Annotated in this window: 17 protein-coding genes and 2 pseudogenes; 17 read left to right on the top strand and 2 right to left on the bottom strand. The window is 55.6% G+C overall.

What is annotated here, in order from left to right; all coding sequences use genetic code 11:
- Positions 1 to 73: 73 nt before the first annotated feature.
- From ACM67E_RS06495 to tpx, 5 genes and pseudogenes are all read left to right on the top strand, one after another.
- Positions 74 to 769 carry a VIT family protein gene (locus tag ACM67E_RS06495; RefSeq protein WP_416190656.1) on the top strand — a complete coding sequence of 232 codons (696 nt, stop codon included), beginning with the start codon at positions 74 to 76 and terminating at the stop codon, positions 767 to 769.
- Between the two features lie 456 nt (positions 770 to 1,225).
- Positions 1,226 to 2,498, top strand: a pseudogene (locus tag ACM67E_RS06500) (transcription-repair coupling factor); the annotation flags it as partial.
- 248 nt (positions 2,499 to 2,746) lie between these two features.
- Positions 2,747 to 4,942, top strand: a pseudogene (gene mfd, locus ACM67E_RS06505) (transcription-repair coupling factor); the annotation flags it as partial.
- 177 nt (positions 4,943 to 5,119) lie between these two features.
- On the top strand, positions 5,120 to 6,121 hold the full coding sequence (locus ACM67E_RS06510) for an adenosine deaminase (protein ID WP_416190657.1): 1,002 nt from the start codon (positions 5,120 to 5,122) through the stop codon (positions 6,119 to 6,121).
- A 36-nt stretch (positions 6,122 to 6,157) separates the two neighbouring features.
- Positions 6,158 to 6,655 carry a thiol peroxidase gene (gene tpx, locus ACM67E_RS06515; RefSeq protein ID WP_416190658.1) on the top strand — a complete coding sequence of 166 codons (498 nt, stop codon included), beginning with the start codon at positions 6,158 to 6,160 and terminating at the stop codon, positions 6,653 to 6,655.
- Between the two features lie 59 nt (positions 6,656 to 6,714).
- On the opposite strand, the gene ACM67E_RS06520 is transcribed toward tpx, so the two are convergent.
- The gene (locus ACM67E_RS06520) at positions 6,715 to 7,041 is read right to left on the bottom strand and encodes a YegP family protein (RefSeq protein ID WP_416190659.1); all 327 of its coding nucleotides are present in this window, start codon (positions 7,039 to 7,041) and stop codon (positions 6,715 to 6,717) included.
- Positions 7,042 to 7,317: 276 nt separating this feature from the next.
- Between ACM67E_RS06520 and dnrN the strand changes: the two genes are divergently transcribed.
- On the top strand, positions 7,318 to 7,791 hold the full coding sequence (dnrN, locus tag ACM67E_RS06525; protein WP_416190660.1) for an iron-sulfur cluster repair protein DnrN: 474 nt from the start codon (positions 7,318 to 7,320) through the stop codon (positions 7,789 to 7,791).
- A 127-nt stretch (positions 7,792 to 7,918) separates the two neighbouring features.
- Here the strand turns inward: dnrN and ACM67E_RS06530 are convergent, their stop codons facing one another.
- On the bottom strand, positions 7,919 to 8,890 hold the full coding sequence (locus ACM67E_RS06530) for a tRNA dihydrouridine synthase (protein ID WP_416192748.1): 972 nt from the start codon (positions 8,888 to 8,890) through the stop codon (positions 7,919 to 7,921).
- 95 nt (positions 8,891 to 8,985) lie between these two features.
- Here ACM67E_RS06530 and ACM67E_RS06535 point away from each other — a divergent pair, with 95 nt between their 5' ends.
- The 11 genes from ACM67E_RS06535 to ACM67E_RS06585 all read left to right on the top strand — a co-directional run bounded on the left by ACM67E_RS06535 (position 8,986) and on the right by ACM67E_RS06585 (position 19,948).
- The gene (locus ACM67E_RS06535) at positions 8,986 to 10,551 is read left to right on the top strand and encodes a glycosyltransferase family 2 protein (protein ID WP_416190661.1); all 1,566 of its coding nucleotides are present in this window, start codon (positions 8,986 to 8,988) and stop codon (positions 10,549 to 10,551) included.
- Positions 10,552 to 10,709: 158 nt separating this feature from the next.
- The gene (locus tag ACM67E_RS06540; protein WP_416190662.1) at positions 10,710 to 11,471 is read left to right on the top strand and encodes an endonuclease/exonuclease/phosphatase family protein; all 762 of its coding nucleotides are present in this window, start codon (positions 10,710 to 10,712) and stop codon (positions 11,469 to 11,471) included.
- A gap of 122 nt (positions 11,472 to 11,593) precedes the next feature.
- Positions 11,594 to 11,929 carry a hypothetical protein gene (locus tag ACM67E_RS06545; protein WP_416190663.1) on the top strand — a complete coding sequence of 112 codons (336 nt, stop codon included), beginning with the start codon at positions 11,594 to 11,596 and terminating at the stop codon, positions 11,927 to 11,929.
- A gap of 40 nt (positions 11,930 to 11,969) precedes the next feature.
- Positions 11,970 to 12,569: an aminodeoxychorismate/anthranilate synthase component II gene (locus tag ACM67E_RS06550; RefSeq protein WP_416190664.1), complete on the top strand. Its 600-nt coding sequence runs from the start codon at positions 11,970 to 11,972 to the stop codon at positions 12,567 to 12,569.
- A 491-nt stretch (positions 12,570 to 13,060) separates the two neighbouring features.
- The gene (locus tag ACM67E_RS06555; RefSeq protein ID WP_416190665.1) at positions 13,061 to 13,546 is read left to right on the top strand and encodes a hypothetical protein; all 486 of its coding nucleotides are present in this window, start codon (positions 13,061 to 13,063) and stop codon (positions 13,544 to 13,546) included.
- A 34-nt stretch (positions 13,547 to 13,580) separates the two neighbouring features.
- Positions 13,581 to 14,612 (top strand): anthranilate phosphoribosyltransferase, encoded by a 1,032-nt coding sequence (trpD, locus tag ACM67E_RS06560; RefSeq protein ID WP_416190666.1) that lies wholly within the window; start codon positions 13,581 to 13,583, stop codon positions 14,610 to 14,612.
- A 351-nt stretch (positions 14,613 to 14,963) separates the two neighbouring features.
- The gene (cysT, locus tag ACM67E_RS06565; RefSeq protein WP_416190667.1) at positions 14,964 to 15,800 is read left to right on the top strand and encodes a sulfate ABC transporter permease subunit CysT; all 837 of its coding nucleotides are present in this window, start codon (positions 14,964 to 14,966) and stop codon (positions 15,798 to 15,800) included.
- 122 nt (positions 15,801 to 15,922) lie between these two features.
- On the top strand, positions 15,923 to 16,780 hold the full coding sequence (gene cysW, locus ACM67E_RS06570) for a sulfate ABC transporter permease subunit CysW (RefSeq protein WP_416190668.1): 858 nt from the start codon (positions 15,923 to 15,925) through the stop codon (positions 16,778 to 16,780).
- Positions 16,781 to 16,851: 71 nt separating this feature from the next.
- Positions 16,852 to 17,925: a sulfate/molybdate ABC transporter ATP-binding protein gene (locus ACM67E_RS06575; protein WP_416190669.1), complete on the top strand. Its 1,074-nt coding sequence runs from the start codon at positions 16,852 to 16,854 to the stop codon at positions 17,923 to 17,925.
- A gap of 249 nt (positions 17,926 to 18,174) precedes the next feature.
- Complete coding sequence (locus tag ACM67E_RS06580) at positions 18,175 to 19,362, top strand: acetylornithine/succinyldiaminopimelate transaminase (RefSeq protein ID WP_416190670.1); 1,188 nt, start codon at positions 18,175 to 18,177, stop codon at positions 19,360 to 19,362.
- Positions 19,363 to 19,426: 64 nt separating this feature from the next.
- Positions 19,427 to 19,948: a hypothetical protein gene (locus ACM67E_RS06585; RefSeq protein ID WP_416190671.1), complete on the top strand. Its 522-nt coding sequence runs from the start codon at positions 19,427 to 19,429 to the stop codon at positions 19,946 to 19,948.
- Positions 19,949 to 19,972 lie beyond the last annotated feature (24 nt).

Below are 19,972 nucleotides of genomic sequence, written 5' to 3' on the forward strand. Positions count from 1 at the left end.
GCAAAGGCCGTCTGAAACGGTGATACAGGTGTTTCAGACGGCCTTTGATTGTCGAACCGATAAAGAAAATAACATGTACACCCGCCACGCCGAACCCCATTTTTCCACCCGGAGCAACTGGCTGCGCGCCGCTGTTTTGGGCGCGAACGACGGCCTGATTTCCACCGCCGCGCTGCTGACGGGGATGGCCGCCGCCAAACCCGATTTTCCAACCCTGCTGCTGACCGGCATTGCCGCGCTGGTCGGCGGTGCGGTATCGATGGCGGCCGGGGAATACGTTTCCGTATCCAGTCAGGCCGACACCGAAAAAGCCGATTTGCAGAAAGAACGCCGCGAACTGGCCGCCCACCCCGAAGCCGAGTTGGACGAACTGGCCACCATTTACGAAATGCGCGGTCTCGAACCGCAACTGGCGCGCCAAGTGGCCGAAGCCCTGACCCGCCGCGATGCCCTGTCCGCCCACGCCCGCGACGAAATCGGCATCACCGAAGCCCGCGCAGCCAAACCTTTGCAGGCAGCCTTGGCTTCCGCCGCCGCATTCAGCGCAGGTGCGGTTCTGCCGCTGGCGGTTGCCCTGCTGATGCCGTCTGAAAACCTGATGGCGGCATTGGCTGCTTCCACCCTGCTCGGTTTGGCGGCTCTCGGCTGGCTTTCGGCACGGCTCGGCGGTGCAAAACCGCTGCGTGCCGTGGTTCGCGTGGTGGCGTGGGGTGTACTGGCTTTGGGTATTACCGCCGTTATCGGCAGATTTTTCGGCGCGGCGGTTTGACGGTTGCGCCGTGTTTTCAGACGGCCTTGAAACTGATATGACTGATGGCAAATACCGGATTAACAGTCATAAGCTTCCGAAGATTTTGAAATGTTCTCAAAGGAAAATTTCAAGCCGTCTGAAAACAGCCTAAGACCTTTGCAAAACTCGGGTTTAACCTGAAAATCTATGTCCATCATTAGCTGCGCGGGAGAAGCGCAGCTAAATGACGAAGGAGAGGTTTCAGACGAAGTTTTTGAATTTTGCAAAAGCTTCGGCTTTGAGGCAGATCCGGCTGATGACGAATGACGGATTAATCAGTCATAGGTTTCCGAAAATTTTTGAATGTTCTCAAAACAAATTTCAGGCCGTCTGAAAAGCAAACCGCCTGCGTGTTCTGTTAAAATAAACCCCGTTTCCAACCCGAGGCCGTCTGAAAAATATTTCAGACGGCCTGTCATGCTGCTGAACCGAACCATGAACTTCCCTCTCCCCGCTCCCGCCCAAAAATCCCGCTGGCCCGATCTCACGCGCGGTTCGCTGCCGTGGGCTTTGGCGCAGAACCTGCCCGACAACGCGCTCAAAGTCATCCTTACCCAAGACACCGAGCAGGCTTTGCGGCTTCAGACGGCCTGGCAGTTTTTCCGTCCGCAGGACAACGCCGTGTTCCTGCCCGACTGGGAAACGCTGCCCTACGAGCGTTTTTCGCCGCATCAGGATTTGGTGTCCGAACGGCTATCCGCCCTGTGGCAGGTGAAAAGCGGTCAGGCCGACGTGTTGGTGCTGCCCGTGGCCACGGCGATGCAGAAGCTCGCGCCGCCGGCCTTCCTGCTCGGGCGCACGTTCTGGCTGAAAACGGGGCAGACGCTCGACATCGAAGTCCTGCGCGGCAACTTGGTGGAGGCCGGTTACAGCCACGTTTCCAACGTGGTGGCGGCGGGCGAATTCGCCGTGCGCGGCGGCATTCTCGACATTTTCCCGATGGGCGCGGAGCTGCCCTACCGTCTCGATTTGTTCGGCGACGAAATCGACAGCATCAAAACCTTCGACCCCGACAGCCAGCGCACGCTCGCGCCCGTGTCCGAAATCCGCCTGCTGCCCGCGCACGAGTTCCCCACCGACGCGGAAGCGCAGAAAATCTTCCGCGCCCGCTTCCGCGAGGAAATCGAGAACGACCCCAACGCCGCCGCCGTGTACAAAGCCGTGAGCAACGGCCATTTCGGCGCGGGCGTGGAATACTACCTGCCGCTGTTTTTCGAAGACGAATGCGCCACGCTGTTCGACTACCTCGGCGGCGACGTGCTGGCCGTCTGCATCGGCGACGTGCACGCCGAAGCGCGGCGGTTCGAGGCCGACGTGAAAACCCGTTTCAAAATGGCGCAGGGCGACGCGTCTTACCCGCCTTTGCCTCCGCAGCATCTGTATCTCACCGCCGACCAGTTCGCAGGCAGTCTGAAACCCTACCCGCAAATCCTGCCCGACCTGAACGGCTCAACCCACCTGCTGCCCGACGTGGCCGTGAACCGCCAGTCCGACGAACCGCTGGCCGCGCTGCAACGTTTTCAGACAGGCTTTACCGGCCGCATCCTGCTCACCGCCGAAAGCGCGGGCCGGCGCGAAACCATGCTCGGTTTCTTCGCCCAGCACGGCCTGAAACCCAAAAGCGTGGACGGCTGGCAGGCGTTTCTGGACAGCGACGCGCCGCTGGCGATTACCGTAACGCCGCTGGCATACGGTTTTCAGACAGGCACAGTAGGTCGGGCATTGATGCCCGACAACGGTGGCGCATCGCAAACCCCGTCGGGCATCAATGCCCGACCTACGCCGTATGAAAACACGCTTTCAGACGGCCTTGAACCTCGTAGGGTGGGTGTCAACCCACCATTAAACGAAACGGGCGAAATGGTGGGTTTACACCCACCCTACGAAACACCCGTAGGTCGGGCATCCATGCCCGACACCGATGCCGCATCACAAACCCCGTCGGGCATCAATGCCCGACCTACGCCGTCTGAAAATACGGAACTTGACGGCAATCACACGCAATGCCTGTCTGAAACGCCCCTCGCCGTCATCACCGAAACCGACCTCTACCAATACGTCGCCCGCAGCCGCACGTCCGCCCGCCGTAAGAAACACGCACAGGTTTCAGACGGCCTGTTGCGCGATTTGGCCGAAATCAACATCGGCGACCCCGTCGTCCACGAGGAACACGGCATCGGCCGCTATATGGGCTTGGTAACGATGGATTTGGGCGGCGAAACCGCCGAGATGATGCTGCTCGAATACGCGGGCGAGGCGCAGCTTTATGTGCCGGTTTCGCAGCTGCATTTAATCAGCCGCTACTCGGGTCAGGCGCACGAAAACGTGAGCCTGCACAAGCTCGGCAGCGGCGCGTGGACGAAAGCCAAACGCAAGGCGGCGGAAAAAGCACGCGATACGGCGGCGGAGCTGCTCAACCTCTATGCCCAACGCGCGGCGCAGGACGGCTTCAAATTCGCGTTCAATGAATTGGATTATCAGGCTTTTTCAGACGGCTTCGAATACGAGGAAACCGAAGACCAGGCCGCCGCCATCGCCGCCACCATCAAGGATTTGACCCAAGGCAAGCCGATGGACAGGCTGATTTGCGGCGACGTGGGCTTCGGCAAAACCGAAGTCGCGCTGCGGGCGGCGTTCGTGGCCGTGATGGGCGGCAAACAGGTGGCCGTGCTCGCGCCGACCACGCTTCTGGTGGAGCAGCACGCGCAGAATTTCGCCGACCGCTTCGCCGATTTCCCCGTGAAAGTCGCCAGCCTGTCGCGTTTCAACAGCGGCAAGGCCACCACGCAGACGCTGCAAGGCATGGCCGACGGCACGGTGGACATCGTCATCGGCACGCATAAACTGGTGCAGGACGACATTCAATTCAAAAACTTAGGCTTGGTCATCATCGACGAGGAACACCGTTTCGGCGTGCGCCAGAAAGAGCAGCTCAAACGCCTGCGCGCCAATGTGGACATCCTGACCATGACCGCTACGCCAATCCCGCGCACGCTCAGCATGGCACTCGAAGGCCTGCGCGATTTCTCGCTGATTACCACCGCGCCCAACCGCCGTTTGGCCGTGAAAACGTTTGTGAAGCCGTTCAGCGAAGGCAGCGTGCAGGAAGCCGTGCTGCGCGAACTCAAACGCGGCGGGCAGGTGTTTTTCCTGCACAATGAAGTGGAAACCATTGAAAACATGCGCGAAAAACTGGAAGCCCTGCTGCCCGAAGCCCGCATCGGCGTGGCGCACGGCCAGTTGCGCGAACGCGAGCTGGAGCAGGTGATGCGCGACTTTTTGCAGCAGCGGTTCAACGTGTTGCTCTGCTCCACCATCATCGAAACCGGCATCGACATCCCCAACGCCAACACCATCATCATCAACCGCGCCGACAAATTCGGCCTGGCGCAGCTGCACCAACTGCGCGGACGCGTCGGCCGCAGCCACCACCAGGCCTACGCCTACCTGCTCACGCCCGAATACATCACCAAAGACGCGGAAAAACGGCTCGACGCCATCGCCGCCGCCGATGAGTTGGGCGCAGGCTTCACCCTCGCCATGCAGGATTTGGAAATCCGCGGCGCAGGCGAAATCCTCGGCGAAGGGCAGTCCGGCGAAATGATGCAGGTGGGCTTCACGCTCTACACCGAAATGCTCAAACAGGCCGTGCGCGACCTGAAAAAAGGCCGCCAGCCCGATTTGGATGCCCCGCTGGGCGTCACCACCGAAATCAAGCTGCACAGCCCCGCGCTGCTGCCCGAAAGCTACTGCCCCGACATCCACGAACGGCTGGTTTTATACAAACGCCTCGCCACCTGCGAAACCGAAGCCCAAATCAACAGCGTACACGAAGAACTCGTCGACCGCTTCGGCCTGCCCGAACAGCCCGTGAAAACGCTGATTGAAAGCCACCGAATTCGGCTCATGGCAAAAGAAATGGGGATAAATACCGTGGATGCAAATACCGAATCGGTTACCGTATCGTTCGGCAAAAACAACCGCATTGATCCGACCGAAATCATCATGCTGATCCAAACCGATAAAAAATACCGCTTGGCCGGCGCGGACAAACTGCGTTACAGCGCGGAGATGGAAAATATCGACGTGCGGATCAACACGGTAAAAAACGTATTGAAAACCTTGAAACAGAAAATATTGGCCGAAGAATAAGGCCGTCTGAAACCAGAGGCCGTCTGAAAAATATTTTCAGACGGCCTCACTGGAAAACCCTTAACCGGCATACCGTCGGATACGGGAATATGTCGGTTGCCCTGACCGAAAGGCAACCATCATCCGCAAACCGTATCACGATATTCTCAATAGGCCGTCTGAAAAACGAAAGCAACCATGACACGAAACGAATTAATCGCCGCCCTGCCCAAAGCCGAACTCCACGTCCACATCGAAGGCACGTTCGAACCTGAGCTGATGTTTGAAATCGCCCGCCGCAACGGCGTCGGCATTCCCTATGCGAGTGTTGACGAAGTGCGCGCTGCCTATGATTTCCACAATCTCCAGTCTTTTCTGGACATTTATTACGCCGGTGCGGCGGTGCTGCTGAACGAGCAGGATTTTTACGATTTGACCCGCGCCTATCTGTTGCGCTGCAAGGCGGATAATGTGGTGCACACCGAAATTTTCTTCGACCCGCAAACGCATACCGCACGCGGCGTGTCGTTTGAAACGGTGTTGAACGGCATCGAACGCGCCTGCCGCGATGCGCAAAACGAATGGGGCATTTCCAGCCGCCTGATTATGTGTTTCCTGCGCCATTTGTCGGAAGAAGCCGCCTTTGAAACGTTGGCACAAGCCCTGCCGTTTCGGGACAAAATCATCGGCGTGGGTTTGGATTCCAGCGAAGTCGGCCATCCGCCGTCCAAATTCGAACGTGTATTCGCCAAAGCGCGCGAACACGGTTTCCTAGCGGTTGCGCACGCTGGCGAAGAAGGGCCGCCGCAATATGTGTATGAAGCCTTGGATTTGCTCAAGGTCGCGCGTATCGACCACGGCGTGCGTTCGGAAGAAGACGATGTGCTGATGCAGCGTTTGATCGATTTGCAGATGCCGCTGACCGTCTGCCCGTTGAGCAATTTGAAATTAAAAGTGGTGAGCCATCTGAACCGACACAATCTGCGCCGTATGCTGCAACGCGGCGTGTCGGTAACGGTGAATTCAGACGACCCTGCCTATTTCGGCGGCTATGTGAACCAAAATTTTATTGAATTGGCCGAGGCTTTGGATTTGAGCCGTGACGACATCCGCACGCTGTGTAAAAATTCATTCAAAGCGTCGTTTATTGATGATGCGGAAAAAGAAACATGGTATCGTCGCATTGACGATACCGTTTAACCGTAGGACTCAACCTCAATCCAGAAAGGAACCAACATGGCTCAAGTCACTTTCAAAGGCGAACCGGTAGAAGTGGGTGGCACCCTGCCCCAAGCCGGACAAAACGCTCCTGCATTTACCTTGGTTGCTACCGATTTGTCCGAAAAAAGCCTGTCGGATTTTGCCGGGAAACGCAAAGTGCTGAATATTTTCCCGAGCATCGACACCGGTGTATGCTCAAAATCGGTACGCGAATTCAACGAACGCGCCGGCAGTTTGGACAACACAGCGGTTTTGTGCATTTCCGCCGACCTGCCGTTTGCCTTGGCGCGTTTCGGCGGTGCGGAAGGCATTGAAAACGTCACCTCGCTTTCTACTTTCCGCTGCAAAAACTTCAAACAGGATTACGGTACCGAGTTGCTGTCGTCTCCGCTGAAAGGTCTGAACGCCCGCGCGGTGGTCGTATTGGACGAAAACGATAAAGTGCTTTACAGCCAATTGGTACCTGAAATCGGCGAAGAGCCGGATTACGATGCCGCTTTGGCCGTATTGTAAACAGATACGGAAAGGCCGTCTGAAACCTGCGTTTCAGACGGCCTTTGCGATTTAAAACATCAGCTTTCGAGTACGCTGGCCGATGCGGCCTCCGCTTTGACTTTGGCAACCGCCGCATCACGCGCGGCAGCATCGGCCAAAAGCGGACTGGTGCCGATGATTTGGCCGTTGGTGGCTTTGAGGTTGAAATAGAATTTGCCGTTGTTGCTCTCTTTCAATTCATAACGCGCATCTTGGACTGAATTTTTGCGTATCGATTCGATGCCGTTTTGTGCCGAGGCTTTGCTGTTGTACTGTTCGCTTTTGAGCAAGGTTTTGTCGTCATCATCCGACAGGATAAAGCTGAAGTGACCGTCGTCGCTTTTGCGTAATTCAAATGCTGCCATTATTGACTCCTTTTCGTTGTTTGTTTCGTTTGCACCGCTGTCCAGTGTATAGAAGCCACACTGAGGGTTTTAATATAAAAACTGTTTTCCTCCGTGTCAACCGAACCGCCCGCTTCCCGATGCCTCCGTTTTTAAAGCCGGTTTAAGGCCATGATTTGATTCTATACAAAGTGTCCGAACAGGTGTATCCTTTGCGTCTGACAAATACATTCATAAAATATACATCTTTTCAAAAGGCCGTCTGAAAGCCTTCAACACCGACCAAGGAACCCGATCATGACTGACTTTACCGTTTGGGAAACCGCACCTTTCGGCGCGACCATCGACCATATCCTGCAACGTTACCACAATATCCACCGCGCCCAGCTGGAAGAGCTGGTTCCGCTGGCGCAAAAAGTGGCGACGGTTCATGCCGATACGTTTCCGGCCGAAATCGCCCAATTGCTGGCCGACATGCAGAACGAGCTTTTAAGCCACATGATGAAGGAAGAGCGTATGCTGTTTCCGATGATTAATCAGGGTGTCGGGCGCGGCGCGGCCATGCCCATCAGCGTGATGATGCATGAGCATGAAGAACACGACCACGCCATCGCCCGGTTGCGCGAATTGACGAATAACTTTGAGATTCCGGAAGGAGCCTGCGGCAGTTGGACGCGTCTCTACCGCTTGGCCGAAGAAATGGTCAATGACCTGACCGACCATATCCGTCTGGAAAACGAAATCCTGTTTCCGCGCGTATTGGCTTCTTAAACGAACGCGTTATGCAAAGGCCGTCTGAAAAGTTTTCAGACGGCCTCGAATTTTTGCCAAACCTAAATTTTATATGACATACGCAGTTCTCATCCCGATAATCGGCCATCCCGATTTTCAGACGGCTTCAAACCGGCTTCCGCTGCACCTCTTCAAACACCAGCAGCACCCGTTTCACTTCATCCGCTTCTTTCAACGTGCGGATACGGTCGAACAGTTCCTGCGCCTGAGGAAATTCCTTCTTCATCATGCCCAGCCACTGTTTTAAACGCGCCACAGGGTATTTGTTGTTCGCTTCTTTCGCCACGCACAAATCGAAAAACAGATTAATCCAGCCCGCGATTTCGGCAAAATCCGTTTCCTTCACCGCTTCGCCGCGTTCGTATTGCTTAATCTGACGCGCCAAATCAGGGCGGATAACCGCACCGCGGCCGAGCATGACGCTGTCGCAGCCGCTGACTTCCTTAATCGCCAGATAATCTTGCAGCGTGAACACATCACCGTTGGCGGTAACGGGAATATCGACCGCATCGCGGATTTTCCGTACCCAATCCCAATGCGCCGGCGGCTCGTAGCCCTCGACTTTGGTACGCGCGTGAACGGTCAAACCGCATGCCCCGCCTTCCGCTATCGCCGCCGCACATTCCAACGCCAAATCCGTATTCTCAAAACCCAAACGCATCTTCCCCGTCAGCGGAATATGTTCGGGCAGACGCGCGCGCAGGGTTTTGACAATATGGTGAATCAGCTCCGGCTCCTTCAGCAATACAGCCCCGCCCTTGTGTTTGTTGACCGTCGGCGCGGGGCAGCCGAAGTTTAAATCGATTTTATCCGCACCGAAGCGCACCGCTTCCAGCGCGTTTACCGCCATATTGTCCGCATCGCTGCCCAGAAGCTGCACCGTGCAGGGCGTACCGGCAAAGGTTTTGTTGCCGTTGGCGATTTCCGGCACATATTTCAACCAAGTGCTGCGCGAATGCACCGTATGGGTAATGCGCACGAACTCGCTGACGCACTCGTCATAGCCGCCGATGCGCGTCAGCAAATCGCGCATCACGTCATCGCACAATCCCTGCATGGGAGCCAACAATAACCTCATCATCCAATCAGGCCGTCTGAAAAAACGAAATGCGTATTGTAGCGGTATATCGGTTAAAATACAGCCTTTGCAATATTTTTTCAGACGGCCTGGCCATGACAACCATTAAAATTCCGGCAACTGCCGCCATGCTGGTCAAAAATTCCGAACGCTATCTGGCGGAAGTCTTGACCGCATTACACGATTTCGACGAAGTTCTGCTGCTCGACAACGGCTCGACCGACGGTACCTTCGGGATTGCTGCGCAATTTGGCAACGTGAGCTATTACAAGCATGATTTTACCGGATTCGGCCCCATGAAAAACATGGCGGCGCAACTGGCGCAAAACGACTGGATTTTCAGCATCGACAGCGACGAAATCCCCGATGCGGAACTGATTGACGCCCTCCGCACCGCCGTTGCGGAAAACCGCCCGCAAAACATCTATTCCCTGTCGCGCCTGAACCATTACAACGGCCGCCCGATGAAAGGCTGCGGCTGGTATCCCGACATTCTGCCGCGCCTTTACCACCGCGGTTTTACGCGCTTTTCCGACCGTCAGGTACACGAATCGCTCGTCATTCCGAAAGACGCGCAGGTGAATACTTTGGCAGGCCGTCTGAAACATTATTCGTTTGAAAACGCCGAAGGGCTGATTCGGAAAATGCAGCAATACTCTTCGCTTTACGCCGAAGAAAACCGCTTCAAAAAGAAAACGTCGCCGGCCAAAGCCCTGCTCCACGGCGGCGTGTCGTTTATTAAAAATTATTTTTTCAAGCGCGGTTTCGCCTACGGTTCAGACGGCCTGACGGTATCGGTGGCCAATGCGCAAGGCTCGTACTACAAATATGTGAAACTGTACGAACGCAACCGCGACATGAAAGTTTCGCTGATTATCACGACCTACAACCGTCCCGACGCGCTGCTGACGGTATTGAAATCCGCCCTGTCGCAGACGCGTATGCCCGATGAAATTGTCGTGGCCGACGACGGTTCGACCCGCGAAACCGCCGATGTTATCCACTACATCAACCGCCTGACCCCCGTTCCGGTCAAGCACGCTTGGCGGCCGGACGACGGTTTCCGTGCCGCCGAAGCGCGCAACCGTGCGCTGGCGATGGCCGAAGGCGACTATATCGTGCTGATTGATGGAGATATGCTGCTTGACCCCTCATTTGTCGCCGACCACCTGAAACTTGCCTTGCGCGGCCGTTTGGTACAAGGTTCGCGCGTGATTTTGAGCGAAGAACGCACGCAGGAAATTCTGGCTTCCGAGCAATTGCCCGACCTTTCCCCGTTCAGCCGAGGCATAGAAAAACGCCTTTCCGCCCTGCGAAGCCGCTGCCTGTCCGCCCTTATCGGTCGAAAAGGCAGCCGGAACCACCGCGGTATCAAAACCTGCAATATGGGTTTCTTCCGCGCCGACGCGCTGGCGGTCAACGGTTTCAACAACCGGTTTGTCGGCTGGGGACGCGAAGACAGCGAATTTGTCGCCCGCTGTTTTCACAACGGCATGAAACGCTACAATCTGAAATTCGCCGGTGTCGCCTATCATCTGTGGCATCACGAAGCGGAACGTGCCGCCCTGCCGCAAAACGACGCGCTCCTGCGGCATACGCTGGAAACGCGGCAAATCCGCTGCGAAAGCGGTGTCGGCCTGTTTCTGAAAAACACCAAATAAACGGCAAGGCCGTCTGAAAATGCCGAATCGGTTTCCAGACGGCCTGTTGCTTACAACTGCTTGCCCAAACGGATGTTTTTTTACAAACATGAAAAAAACCGTTATTTCAAAAGTGCTATACTGCGACCATAAAACCAACAAAAACAGTGAGGTCACAAATGTCACCCCGTCCCGTTACGATTACGTCCTACAATATGCACAAAGGCATGTCCGCGCTCAACCGCAAATTCCAGCTCGGCAGCATGGGCGATGCGTTGCAGTCGCTCCAATCCGATGTGCTGTTTCTGCAGGAGGTGCAAGGCATGCACCTGCCGCGCAGCAGTAAGATTCAGGAATATCCCGCCGAACCGCATTATGATGTTTTGGGCGAACATTTATCGTTCAACCGCAGCTACGGCAAAAACGCCGTCTATCCCGAACGTCATCACGGCAATGCGATATTGAGCCACTTGCCCATCGAAACCCGCAACAACCTCAACATCACGGTCAACAAGCACGAGCAGCGCGGCGTGCTGCATTGCGAAGTCCAGCCCGAAGGTTGGGACCTGCCGCTGGTGTGTCTGTGTGCCCATCTGAATTTGCGCGAACCGGACCGTGCCAAACAGTATCAGGCTATTTTCGAATACGTCAGTCAGCAGATCGATACGCAAAGCCCGCTGATTATCGCCGGCGATTTTAACGACTGGCGTTACAAATCGGCACTCTCGCTGGGTAAAGCACTCAACCTTGACGAAGTGTTCCTCGACAGTAAAGGCAAGCGCCCGAAAACCTTTCCTTCTCGCATGCCGCTTCTGAGCCTGGACCGCGTCTATACCCGAAATCTGGAAATCATGGATACCAAAATCCACAACAGCCGCAATTGGCAGATGCTCTCCGACCATCTGCCTCTGAGTGTCAAAGTCAAACCCAAACTGCCTTAAGCGGCCGACCTTTGCAACAGGCCGTCTGAAAGTTTTACCGGCATTCACACCGTGTAAAACCTTTCAGACGGCCTCTATTGCTGATAAGATTGCCGTTATCACGATTCCAGCCCAAGCCGCCGATGATGGACAACGAACACGATTATCTCAGCCGGATGCCGTTTCACATCGTATTCATCGATCCGCTGCACACCGATTTCCAAAGCAGCGCCCGAAAACTGAACGAATACATCGGCCGCAATCCGCCTGCACACGCCCGTCTGCACCAGCCGAAGTTTGCGGCGAAAATTTTGGAAATGGCCGCCTACCGCAACAATATGCGCGTGGTCATCCGCAAAGCGGATGCTCAGATCAAGCATGATTTGCACTATCTTATCCGTAAGGGCGTCTTTACCAGCGATGAAAAAATGTGGGCGTTCATCAACGACCCCGACAATCTGGCCATGGTGAAAAACTAGGCCGTCTGAAAATAAAAACCCATAAAGCAAAAGGTTAAAAATGCTGCTCTTTATCGACAACTACGACAGTTTCACCTACAACATCGTGCAATATTTCGCCGAACTCGACCAAGAAGTCGTGGTGCGCCGCAACGACGACATCACTTTGGACGGAATCGCCGCACTGAAACCGCAATATCTGGTTATCGGCCCGGGGCCCTGCTCGCCGAAAGAAGCGGGTATTTCCGTGGCCGCCATGCAGCACTTCGCCGGCAAACTGCCGATTATGGGCGTGTGTCTCGGCCATCAGACCATAGGCGAAGCGTTCGGCGGCAATATCGTGCGCGCGCAAACCCTCATGCACGGCAAAGTTTCCCCTGTTCACCATAAAGGCACGGGCATGTTCAAAGGCCTGCCCAATCCCGTGACCTGCACGCGTTATCACAGTCTGGTCATCAACCGCCATACCCTGCCCGACTGCCTCGAAGTCACGGCTTGGACGGACGACAGCGAAATCATGGGCGTGCGCCATAAAGATTATCCGATCGAAGGCGTACAGTTCCACCCCGAAGCCCTCCTGACCGAACACGGCCACGATATGCTGCGCAATTTTTTGGAGGAATTCAAAACTTTCAGCACCACAAATGCCGAATCCCGATAAGCGTTTGAAAGCCACCATGTAAAAAATTCAATTTAATTGAAACTAAAATACATGACAGCGGTCTGTATCCAAATACAATAAAGGCCGTCTGAACCTGCCTGCGCATTCAGACGGCAGTTTCAGACGGCTTTCCTGTCTTTGATTTGCTCATCGAATATTTCCGAAGCCTCTGCAACACATAACGGCAAATGCTCCTGCAAACTTACCTACCATAAAAAAATAACGTAAATTTAAGATTCGCCGAAAAAACGGCAAACATCAGGAAATCTGCAGTTTTGTCGGTATGCTGGGTACCGGTGTGCAGATTGGACGTTTTATAGCGGAAAACTTGATTTCCGCTGTCGCTAAAGTCTCCGAAAGCCGTAACCGCCATTCTGTTTTGCAGAACGATTGCGGGCGGTTTCCGGATGTTCGGCCATGCGTTCGCCCTTTGCCGTATCTTTCGGCGGTATGTCTTCGGTTTACGGAAAACCGATAAGGATTGCCGCATCATGCAGAAACACCGCTATCCCCGCCGACAGGTGGTTTTTTATTCGCTCATCGGAGGACTGGGCGTATCATTGTTCGTCATGGAAGCCAACTGGCAGATGCTCAGATGGGCAGAACGGCAGGAAGGCTTTTCTCCGCCGGTTTCCGGCGCACCCGCGCATCTTTTGGAAATCCTGCTCTATACCGCCCTGACCTGCCTGCCGCTGATACTCATCACCGTGGCGGTATGCATCAGCAAGCGGGTTTACCGCGACAAACGCGGGGCATACATCATCGGCTTTTGCGCCACCGCCGTCTTCCTGATGATTGTTCTCGGTTCATGGCTGTATCAAATGGTAACGACTTATTTTCAGGAGCGGACGCTTTGGCTGCCTGCCGACGATTTCGGTTCGTCTCTGGCCTATATCTGGCTGTGGCTGTGCATCTCGACCGTCATGCTGTCTGCATGGCTGTCGGGTGCGCCGAAACCCGAAAGTGCGGTAGAATAACGCGCATACCCAACGGATAAGCTAAGGAAACCACATGATTACCCCGCAGCAGGCCATCGAGCGTTTAATCAGCAACAACGAGCTTTTTTACGATGAAATGAGCGATTTGATGCGCCAGATCATGAGCGGCCAGGTGCCGCCCGAGCAAATCGCGGCGATCATTACCGGCTTGCGGATTAAGGTGGAAACCGTTTCCGAAATCACCGCCGCCGCCGCCGTGATGCGCGAATTTTCAACCAAAGTACCCGTTGCTAATGCCGACAATCTGGTCGATATCGTCGGAACAGGCGGCGACGGTGCGAAAACGTTCAATATCTCCACCACTGCCATGTTCGTCGCCGCGGCGGCAGGCGCAAAAGTGGCCAAACACGGCGGCCGTTCGGTATCGTCTTCCAGCGGCGCGGCCGATGTGATGGAGCAGATGGGGGCGGTTCTGACCCTTTCGCCCCAACAGATTGCCCAAAGCATCGAGCAAACCGGCATCGGCTTTATGTTTGCGCAAAACCACCACAGCGCGATGCGCCATGTCGCGCCCGTGCGCCGTTCGCTCGGTTTCCGCAGCATTTTCAATATTCTGGGGCCGCTGACCAACCCGGCAGGCGCGCCCAACCAGTTGCTCGGCGTGTTCCACACCGACTTGTGCGGCATTCTCTCGCGCGTGTTGCAGCAGCTCGGCTCGAAACACGTTTTGGTGGTCTGCGGCGAAGGCGGCTTGGACGAAATCACGCTGACGGGCAACACCCGCGTGGCCGAACTCAAAGACGGCACCATCCGCGAATACGACATCCACCCGCAGGATTTCGGCATGGAAACCCGCCGCAACCTTGATGAAATCCGCGTGGAAAACAGCACCGAATCGCTGGCCAAAATGGATGCCGTCTTAAACGGCGGACACGGCGCGGCACGCGACATCGTGCTGCTCAACGCCGCTGCCGCACTCTATGCGGGCAATGTGGTGGATTCTTTGGCTGCCGGTGTTACCGCCGCCCAAGAAGCGATTGACTCAGGTAAAGCTAAGGCCAAAAAAGCAGAATTCATCGCATTCAGCCGACAGTTTGCCGGATAATTCCGATTCATTCAAAGGCCGTCTGAAAGGCATTGCGGCAAACCGCGACCGCTTTTTCAGACGGCCTTTTTGTATTTTTTGCGACGGCAGTAACAGGCCGAAAACTCTTTTGCCAATCCCTGAAAATTCAAAAATCTCCAATCCGTCATGGGCGGCACGGACAACGTAGCGGACTTGCGCCGCTGATGACGGCTGAAAATGCCCAGGCCGTCTGAAAACCGTTTTCCCTCCCTTTCAGACGGCCTCGGTCATATAACGAAATCATCTTTACAATAAACAAACCATTCTTTCCCTTTTTCAGACGGCCTGTATTAAAGTAGCGGCCATATCCCACCATTCCGTTATCAAACCATGCGATTACTGAAAACCCCCAGCGTCTTACCGGGCTTTAACATCAGCTTAGGGCTGACCGTATTGTGCCTGTCGCTTTTGGTCGTTTTGCCGTTTGCGATGATGGCGGCCAAAGCCGCCGAAATCGGTTGGACGGCGTTTTGGCAGACCATTGCCGAACCGAATGTTTTGGCGGCGGTATGGCTGAGCCTGAAAATGTCGTTTTACGCCATGCTGACGAATATCGTGTTCGGCACTTTGGTCGCGTGGGTGCTGGTGCGCTATGATTTTCCGGGCAAAAGCATGGTCAACGCGCTGGTGGATCTGCCCTTCGCGCTGCCCACGGCGGTAACGGGCATTGCGCTGGCGACGCTCTACGCGCCCAACGGCTGGATAGGCCGCTGGTTCGAGCCTTTGGGCATCAAAATCGCATTTACGCCCGCCGGCATTTGGATCGCGCTGGTGGTGGTGAGCCTGCCGTTTATCGTGCGCGCGGTGCAGCCGGTGTTGGAAGAATTGTCGGGCGAATACGAAGAAGCGGCGGCCACTTTGGGGGCGAACCGCTTCACCGTGTTCCGCCGCGTGCTGCTGCCCGAAATCATGCCGGCGCTGATTACCGGCGCAGGCATGATGTTTGCGCGCGCCACGGGCGAATACGGCTCGGTGATTTTCATCGCGGGCAATATCCCGATGGTTTCGGAAATCCTGCCGCTGATTATCACCGGCAAACTGGAGCAGTTCGACGTGCAGGGCGCATCCGCCGTCGCGCTTTTTATGCTGATGATTTCATTCGCGGTTTTATTTGCATTGAATGTTACGCAATGGGCGTTGAGCAAACGGGCGGGCGCGAAGGCTTGAGGCCGTCTGAAAACCTTGATGCGCGCCCGTATCCGACAAAATGCCCACCGATTTTCCATGCCGTCTGAAAACGCCGGACGATTTTTCAGACGGCCTCCATTCCGAAGCGAGACCGATTCGACATGAAAACCCATTCCGTCAACCCCAATCTGACCGAACCGCGCTGGCTGCGCTTTACCCTGACCGCCGTTGCGCTGCTGTTCCTGCTCGTCATGCTGGTCGTGCCGCTGGTCGCGGTGTTCTACGAAGCCTTGAAAGGCGGTTGGGATTTGTATGTGCAATCGATTACCGACCCCGAGGCCTGGTCGGCCATCAAGCTGACGCTGATTACCGCCGCGATTGTCGTGCCGGTCAATGCGGTGTTGGGCGTGGCGATGGCGTGGCTGCTGACGCACTTTGATTTCCGCGGCAAACAGTTGCTGACGACCCTGCTCGATTTGCCGTTTTCCGTGTCGCCCGTAGTGGCCGGTTTGATGTTCGTTTTACTGTTCGGTGCACACACCGCATTGGGCGGTTGGCTCGAAGCGCAGGGCATACAGATTATCTTCGCCATTCCGGGCATTATTTTGGCGACGCTGTTCGTCACCTTCCCCTTTGTCGCCCGCGAAGTGATTCCGCTGATGCAGGCGCAGGGCGACAGCGAGGAGCAGGCCGCGCTGATTTTGGGCGCGAGCGGCTGGCAGATGTTTTGGCGCGTCACGCTGCCCAACATCAAATGGGCGCTGCTCTACGGCGTGATTCTCACCAACGCGCGCGCGATGGGCGAATTCGGCGCGGTGAGCGTGGTGTCCGGCCACATCCGCGGCGAAACCAACACCATTCCGCTCTTGGTGGAGATTTTCTACAACGAATACAACTTCACCGGCGCGTTTGCCTTGTCGGGCGTCTTGGCTCTATTGGCTCTGGCGACTTTGGCGGTGCAAAACTTCATTACTAAAATGCAGGAGAAAAAACTCGCGGCCGCCGAACGCGTGCAGTAAAACAACCAAAGGCCGTCTGAAAACCGATTGCGTTTTCAGACGGCCTCACAACCCGAAACAGGAATATCCGCATGAGCATCACCATCCAAAACCTGAACAAACATTTCGGCAGCTTCCACGCGCTGAAAAACATCAATTTGAATGTCCCCACCGGCAAGCTCACTTCCCTGCTCGGCCCTTCCGGCTGCGGCAAAACCACGCTGCTGCGCATCATCGCCGGCTTGGAAAACGCCGACGGCGGCCGCATCCTGTTCGACGGCAAAGACGTCACCGACACACATGTGCGCGAACGCAAAGTCGGCTTCGTCTTCCAGCATTACGCCCTGTTCCGCCACATGAACGTGTTCGACAACGTGGCCTTCGGCCTGACCGTTTTGCCGAAAGCCGAACGCCCGTCCAAAGAAAAAATCCGCGCCAAAGTGGAAGAATTATTGGGCTTGGTGCAACTGTCGCACCTGGCCAAATCCTATCCGCACCAGCTTTCCGGCGGCCAACGCCAGCGCATCGCCCTCGCCCGTGCCCTGGCCGTCGAACCCAAGCTGCTGCTGCTTGACGAACCCTTCGGCGCGCTTGATGCGAAAGTGCGCAAAGAATTGCGCACATGGCTGCGCGATATTCATCATAATTTGGGCGTAACCAGCATTCTTGTCACCCACGACCAGGAAGAAGCACTGGAAGTTTCCGACGAAATCGTCGTGATGAACCACGGCAAAATCGAGCAGACCGGCAGCGCAGAGTCGATTTACCGCCAACCGGAAAACGCATTTGTTACCGAATTTTTAGGCGAAACCGACGCCTTTGAAGGCCGCATCGAGAAAGGCGTGTGGCATTACGGCGATTACCGCTGGCCGCTCGACCGCCAATACAAATGGCAGGAACAGACCGCCACCGGCTACATCCGTCCGCACGAATGGCAGGTTGCCCAAACCGGCCAAACACCCATGCTCACGGCAGTGGTCGAAAAAATCCACGCCGTCGGCGCACTGACCCACATCACCGTCAGACACGCCGACCGCGACGTACACGTCACCCTCTCCGGCAGCGACGCCGCACGCCTGAACCTGACCGCAGGCAACGGGCTGGCTTTGGTACCGAAACAGATCTACATCTTCTCGCAAAACGAATTGATCGAATATTCGATTTGAAGGTACGGATTCGGATAAAAGGCCGTCTGAAAAACAGTTTCAGACGACCTTTCTGTTTGAAACGCAACCACAAGCGGGAATAAACCCAATATCGGATTCAGGCTTGAAGCCGGGCTTTATATTCTGATTGAGGCCGTCTGAAAACTGAGCGGTTCTGTTTTCAGACGGCCTTTCGCCTTGAACATTGTCAACAATCGGCGCATAATCCTTTCTTATATTTCCCACTTACCTACGGCAAAAGGATACCCCATGACCAACTATCTCACCCCCAATTTCTCATTCGCACCGATGATTCCCGAACGCGCCTCCGGCAGCCGCGTTTGGGATACCGAAGGGCGGGAACTGATTGATTTGTCGGGCGGTATCGCCGTAAATGCCTTGGGACACAGCCATCCCGCGCTGATTGAAGCCCTGACGGAACAGGCGCAGAAGGTTTGGCACATTTCCAATCTCTACACCACGCAGCCCGCGCAGGATTTGGCGCGCCGCTTGGTGGAAAACAGCTTCGGCGACAAAGTGTTTTTCTGCAATTCCGGTGCGGAAGCCAACGAAGCCGCATTAAAACTGGCGCGCAAATACGGCCGCGACCACTTCGGCGCGCATAAAACCGAAATCGTCTCCTGCGTCAACAGCTTCCATGGCCGCACGCTATTTACCGTATCCGTCGGCGGCCAGCCCAAATACAGCCAGGATTACGCGCCGCTGCCACAAGGCATTACCCACGTCCCGTTTAACGACATTGCCGCGCTGGAAGCCGCCGTCGGCGAGCAAACCTGCGCCGTGATTATCGAACCGGTTCAGGGCGAAAGCGGCATCCTGCCTGCGGAACGGGAATATCTCGAAGCCGCCCGCCGCCTGTGCGACCGACACGGCGCATTGCTGGTTTTCGACGAAGTGCAAACCGGTATCGGGCACACCGGCAAACTGTTCGCCTACGAACATTACGGCGTAAAACCCGACATCATGAGCCTCGCCAAAGCCTTGGGCTGCGGCTTTCCCATCGGCGCGATTGTCACCACCGACAAAATCGCCCCGACTTTCGGCCCGGGAACCCACGGCTCGACTTTCGGCGGCAACCCTCTGGCCTGCGCCGTAGCCAACCGCGCGTTCGACATCATCAACACGCCCGAAACCCTGAACCATGTGGAAACGCAAGGCAGAAAACTTCAGACGACCTTAACCGGATTGTGCAACAAAACGGGCGTGTTCAAACAGGTTCGCGGCATGGGTCTGCTGCTGGGCGCGGTCATGGCCGACGCTTATGAAAACCGCGCCGGAGAAATCTTCAACGCCGCGCTGAAACACGGCCTGATGGTTTTGGTGGCGGGGCCGAACGTAGTGCGTTTCGCCCCGAGCCTGCTGCTGAACGACGAAGACTTGGCCGAAGGCATGAAGCGTTTGGAAGCGGCGGTTAATGAGTGGCTGGCCGCTGCCTGATAAAATTTCTCATAAGACGCAGGCCGTCTGAAAATCGGTTTTCAGACGGCCTATCGAGATTCTAATGAATAAGAAAACCTTACTCCTTTATTCCTGTTTGGCCTTAATGCTGCCGACACTGTCCGCCTGCGCACGTGAAATACCGACGATAATGGAATCCGTCGAATTACCGGCAGCCGTTCACGGCCATGCCTATGAAGCCGAATTTACGCTGCCTTACTCTATCCATGTTTCCCCTCATTGGACGATACCGCTCAACAGCCATTTCAAAATCGAACCGATACACGACGGCAGCGGCGCGCACAACCGCTTTATTCTCAGCAACAACGCTGAAAAGTATGTTCCGGAAGGCAGTTATGAAATCTTGAAACTACACGGTCACAGCGGTGGCGGCCGTTCATACCGCACCCACATCATCGAATTGCCCGTCTGGATTTTTGACGAAGGCGATTCCAGATTGAAATACTGCACGCGCCTGCAACCGAAAAAAGACGTGCTGATGTATGATTGCAGCCGCCTGAATAAAATACGTGCACAGGCCGCACAAGACGGGACGTTTTGCCAGAAATTTCCCAATGAGTGTTGACGATTCGTTCCATGCGGCAAGGCC

The sequence above is a fragment of the Neisseria sp. CCUG12390 genome (genome assembly GCF_047837985.1).
In the GTDB taxonomy this organism is placed as follows: Bacteria; Pseudomonadota; Gammaproteobacteria; order Burkholderiales; family Neisseriaceae; genus Neisseria.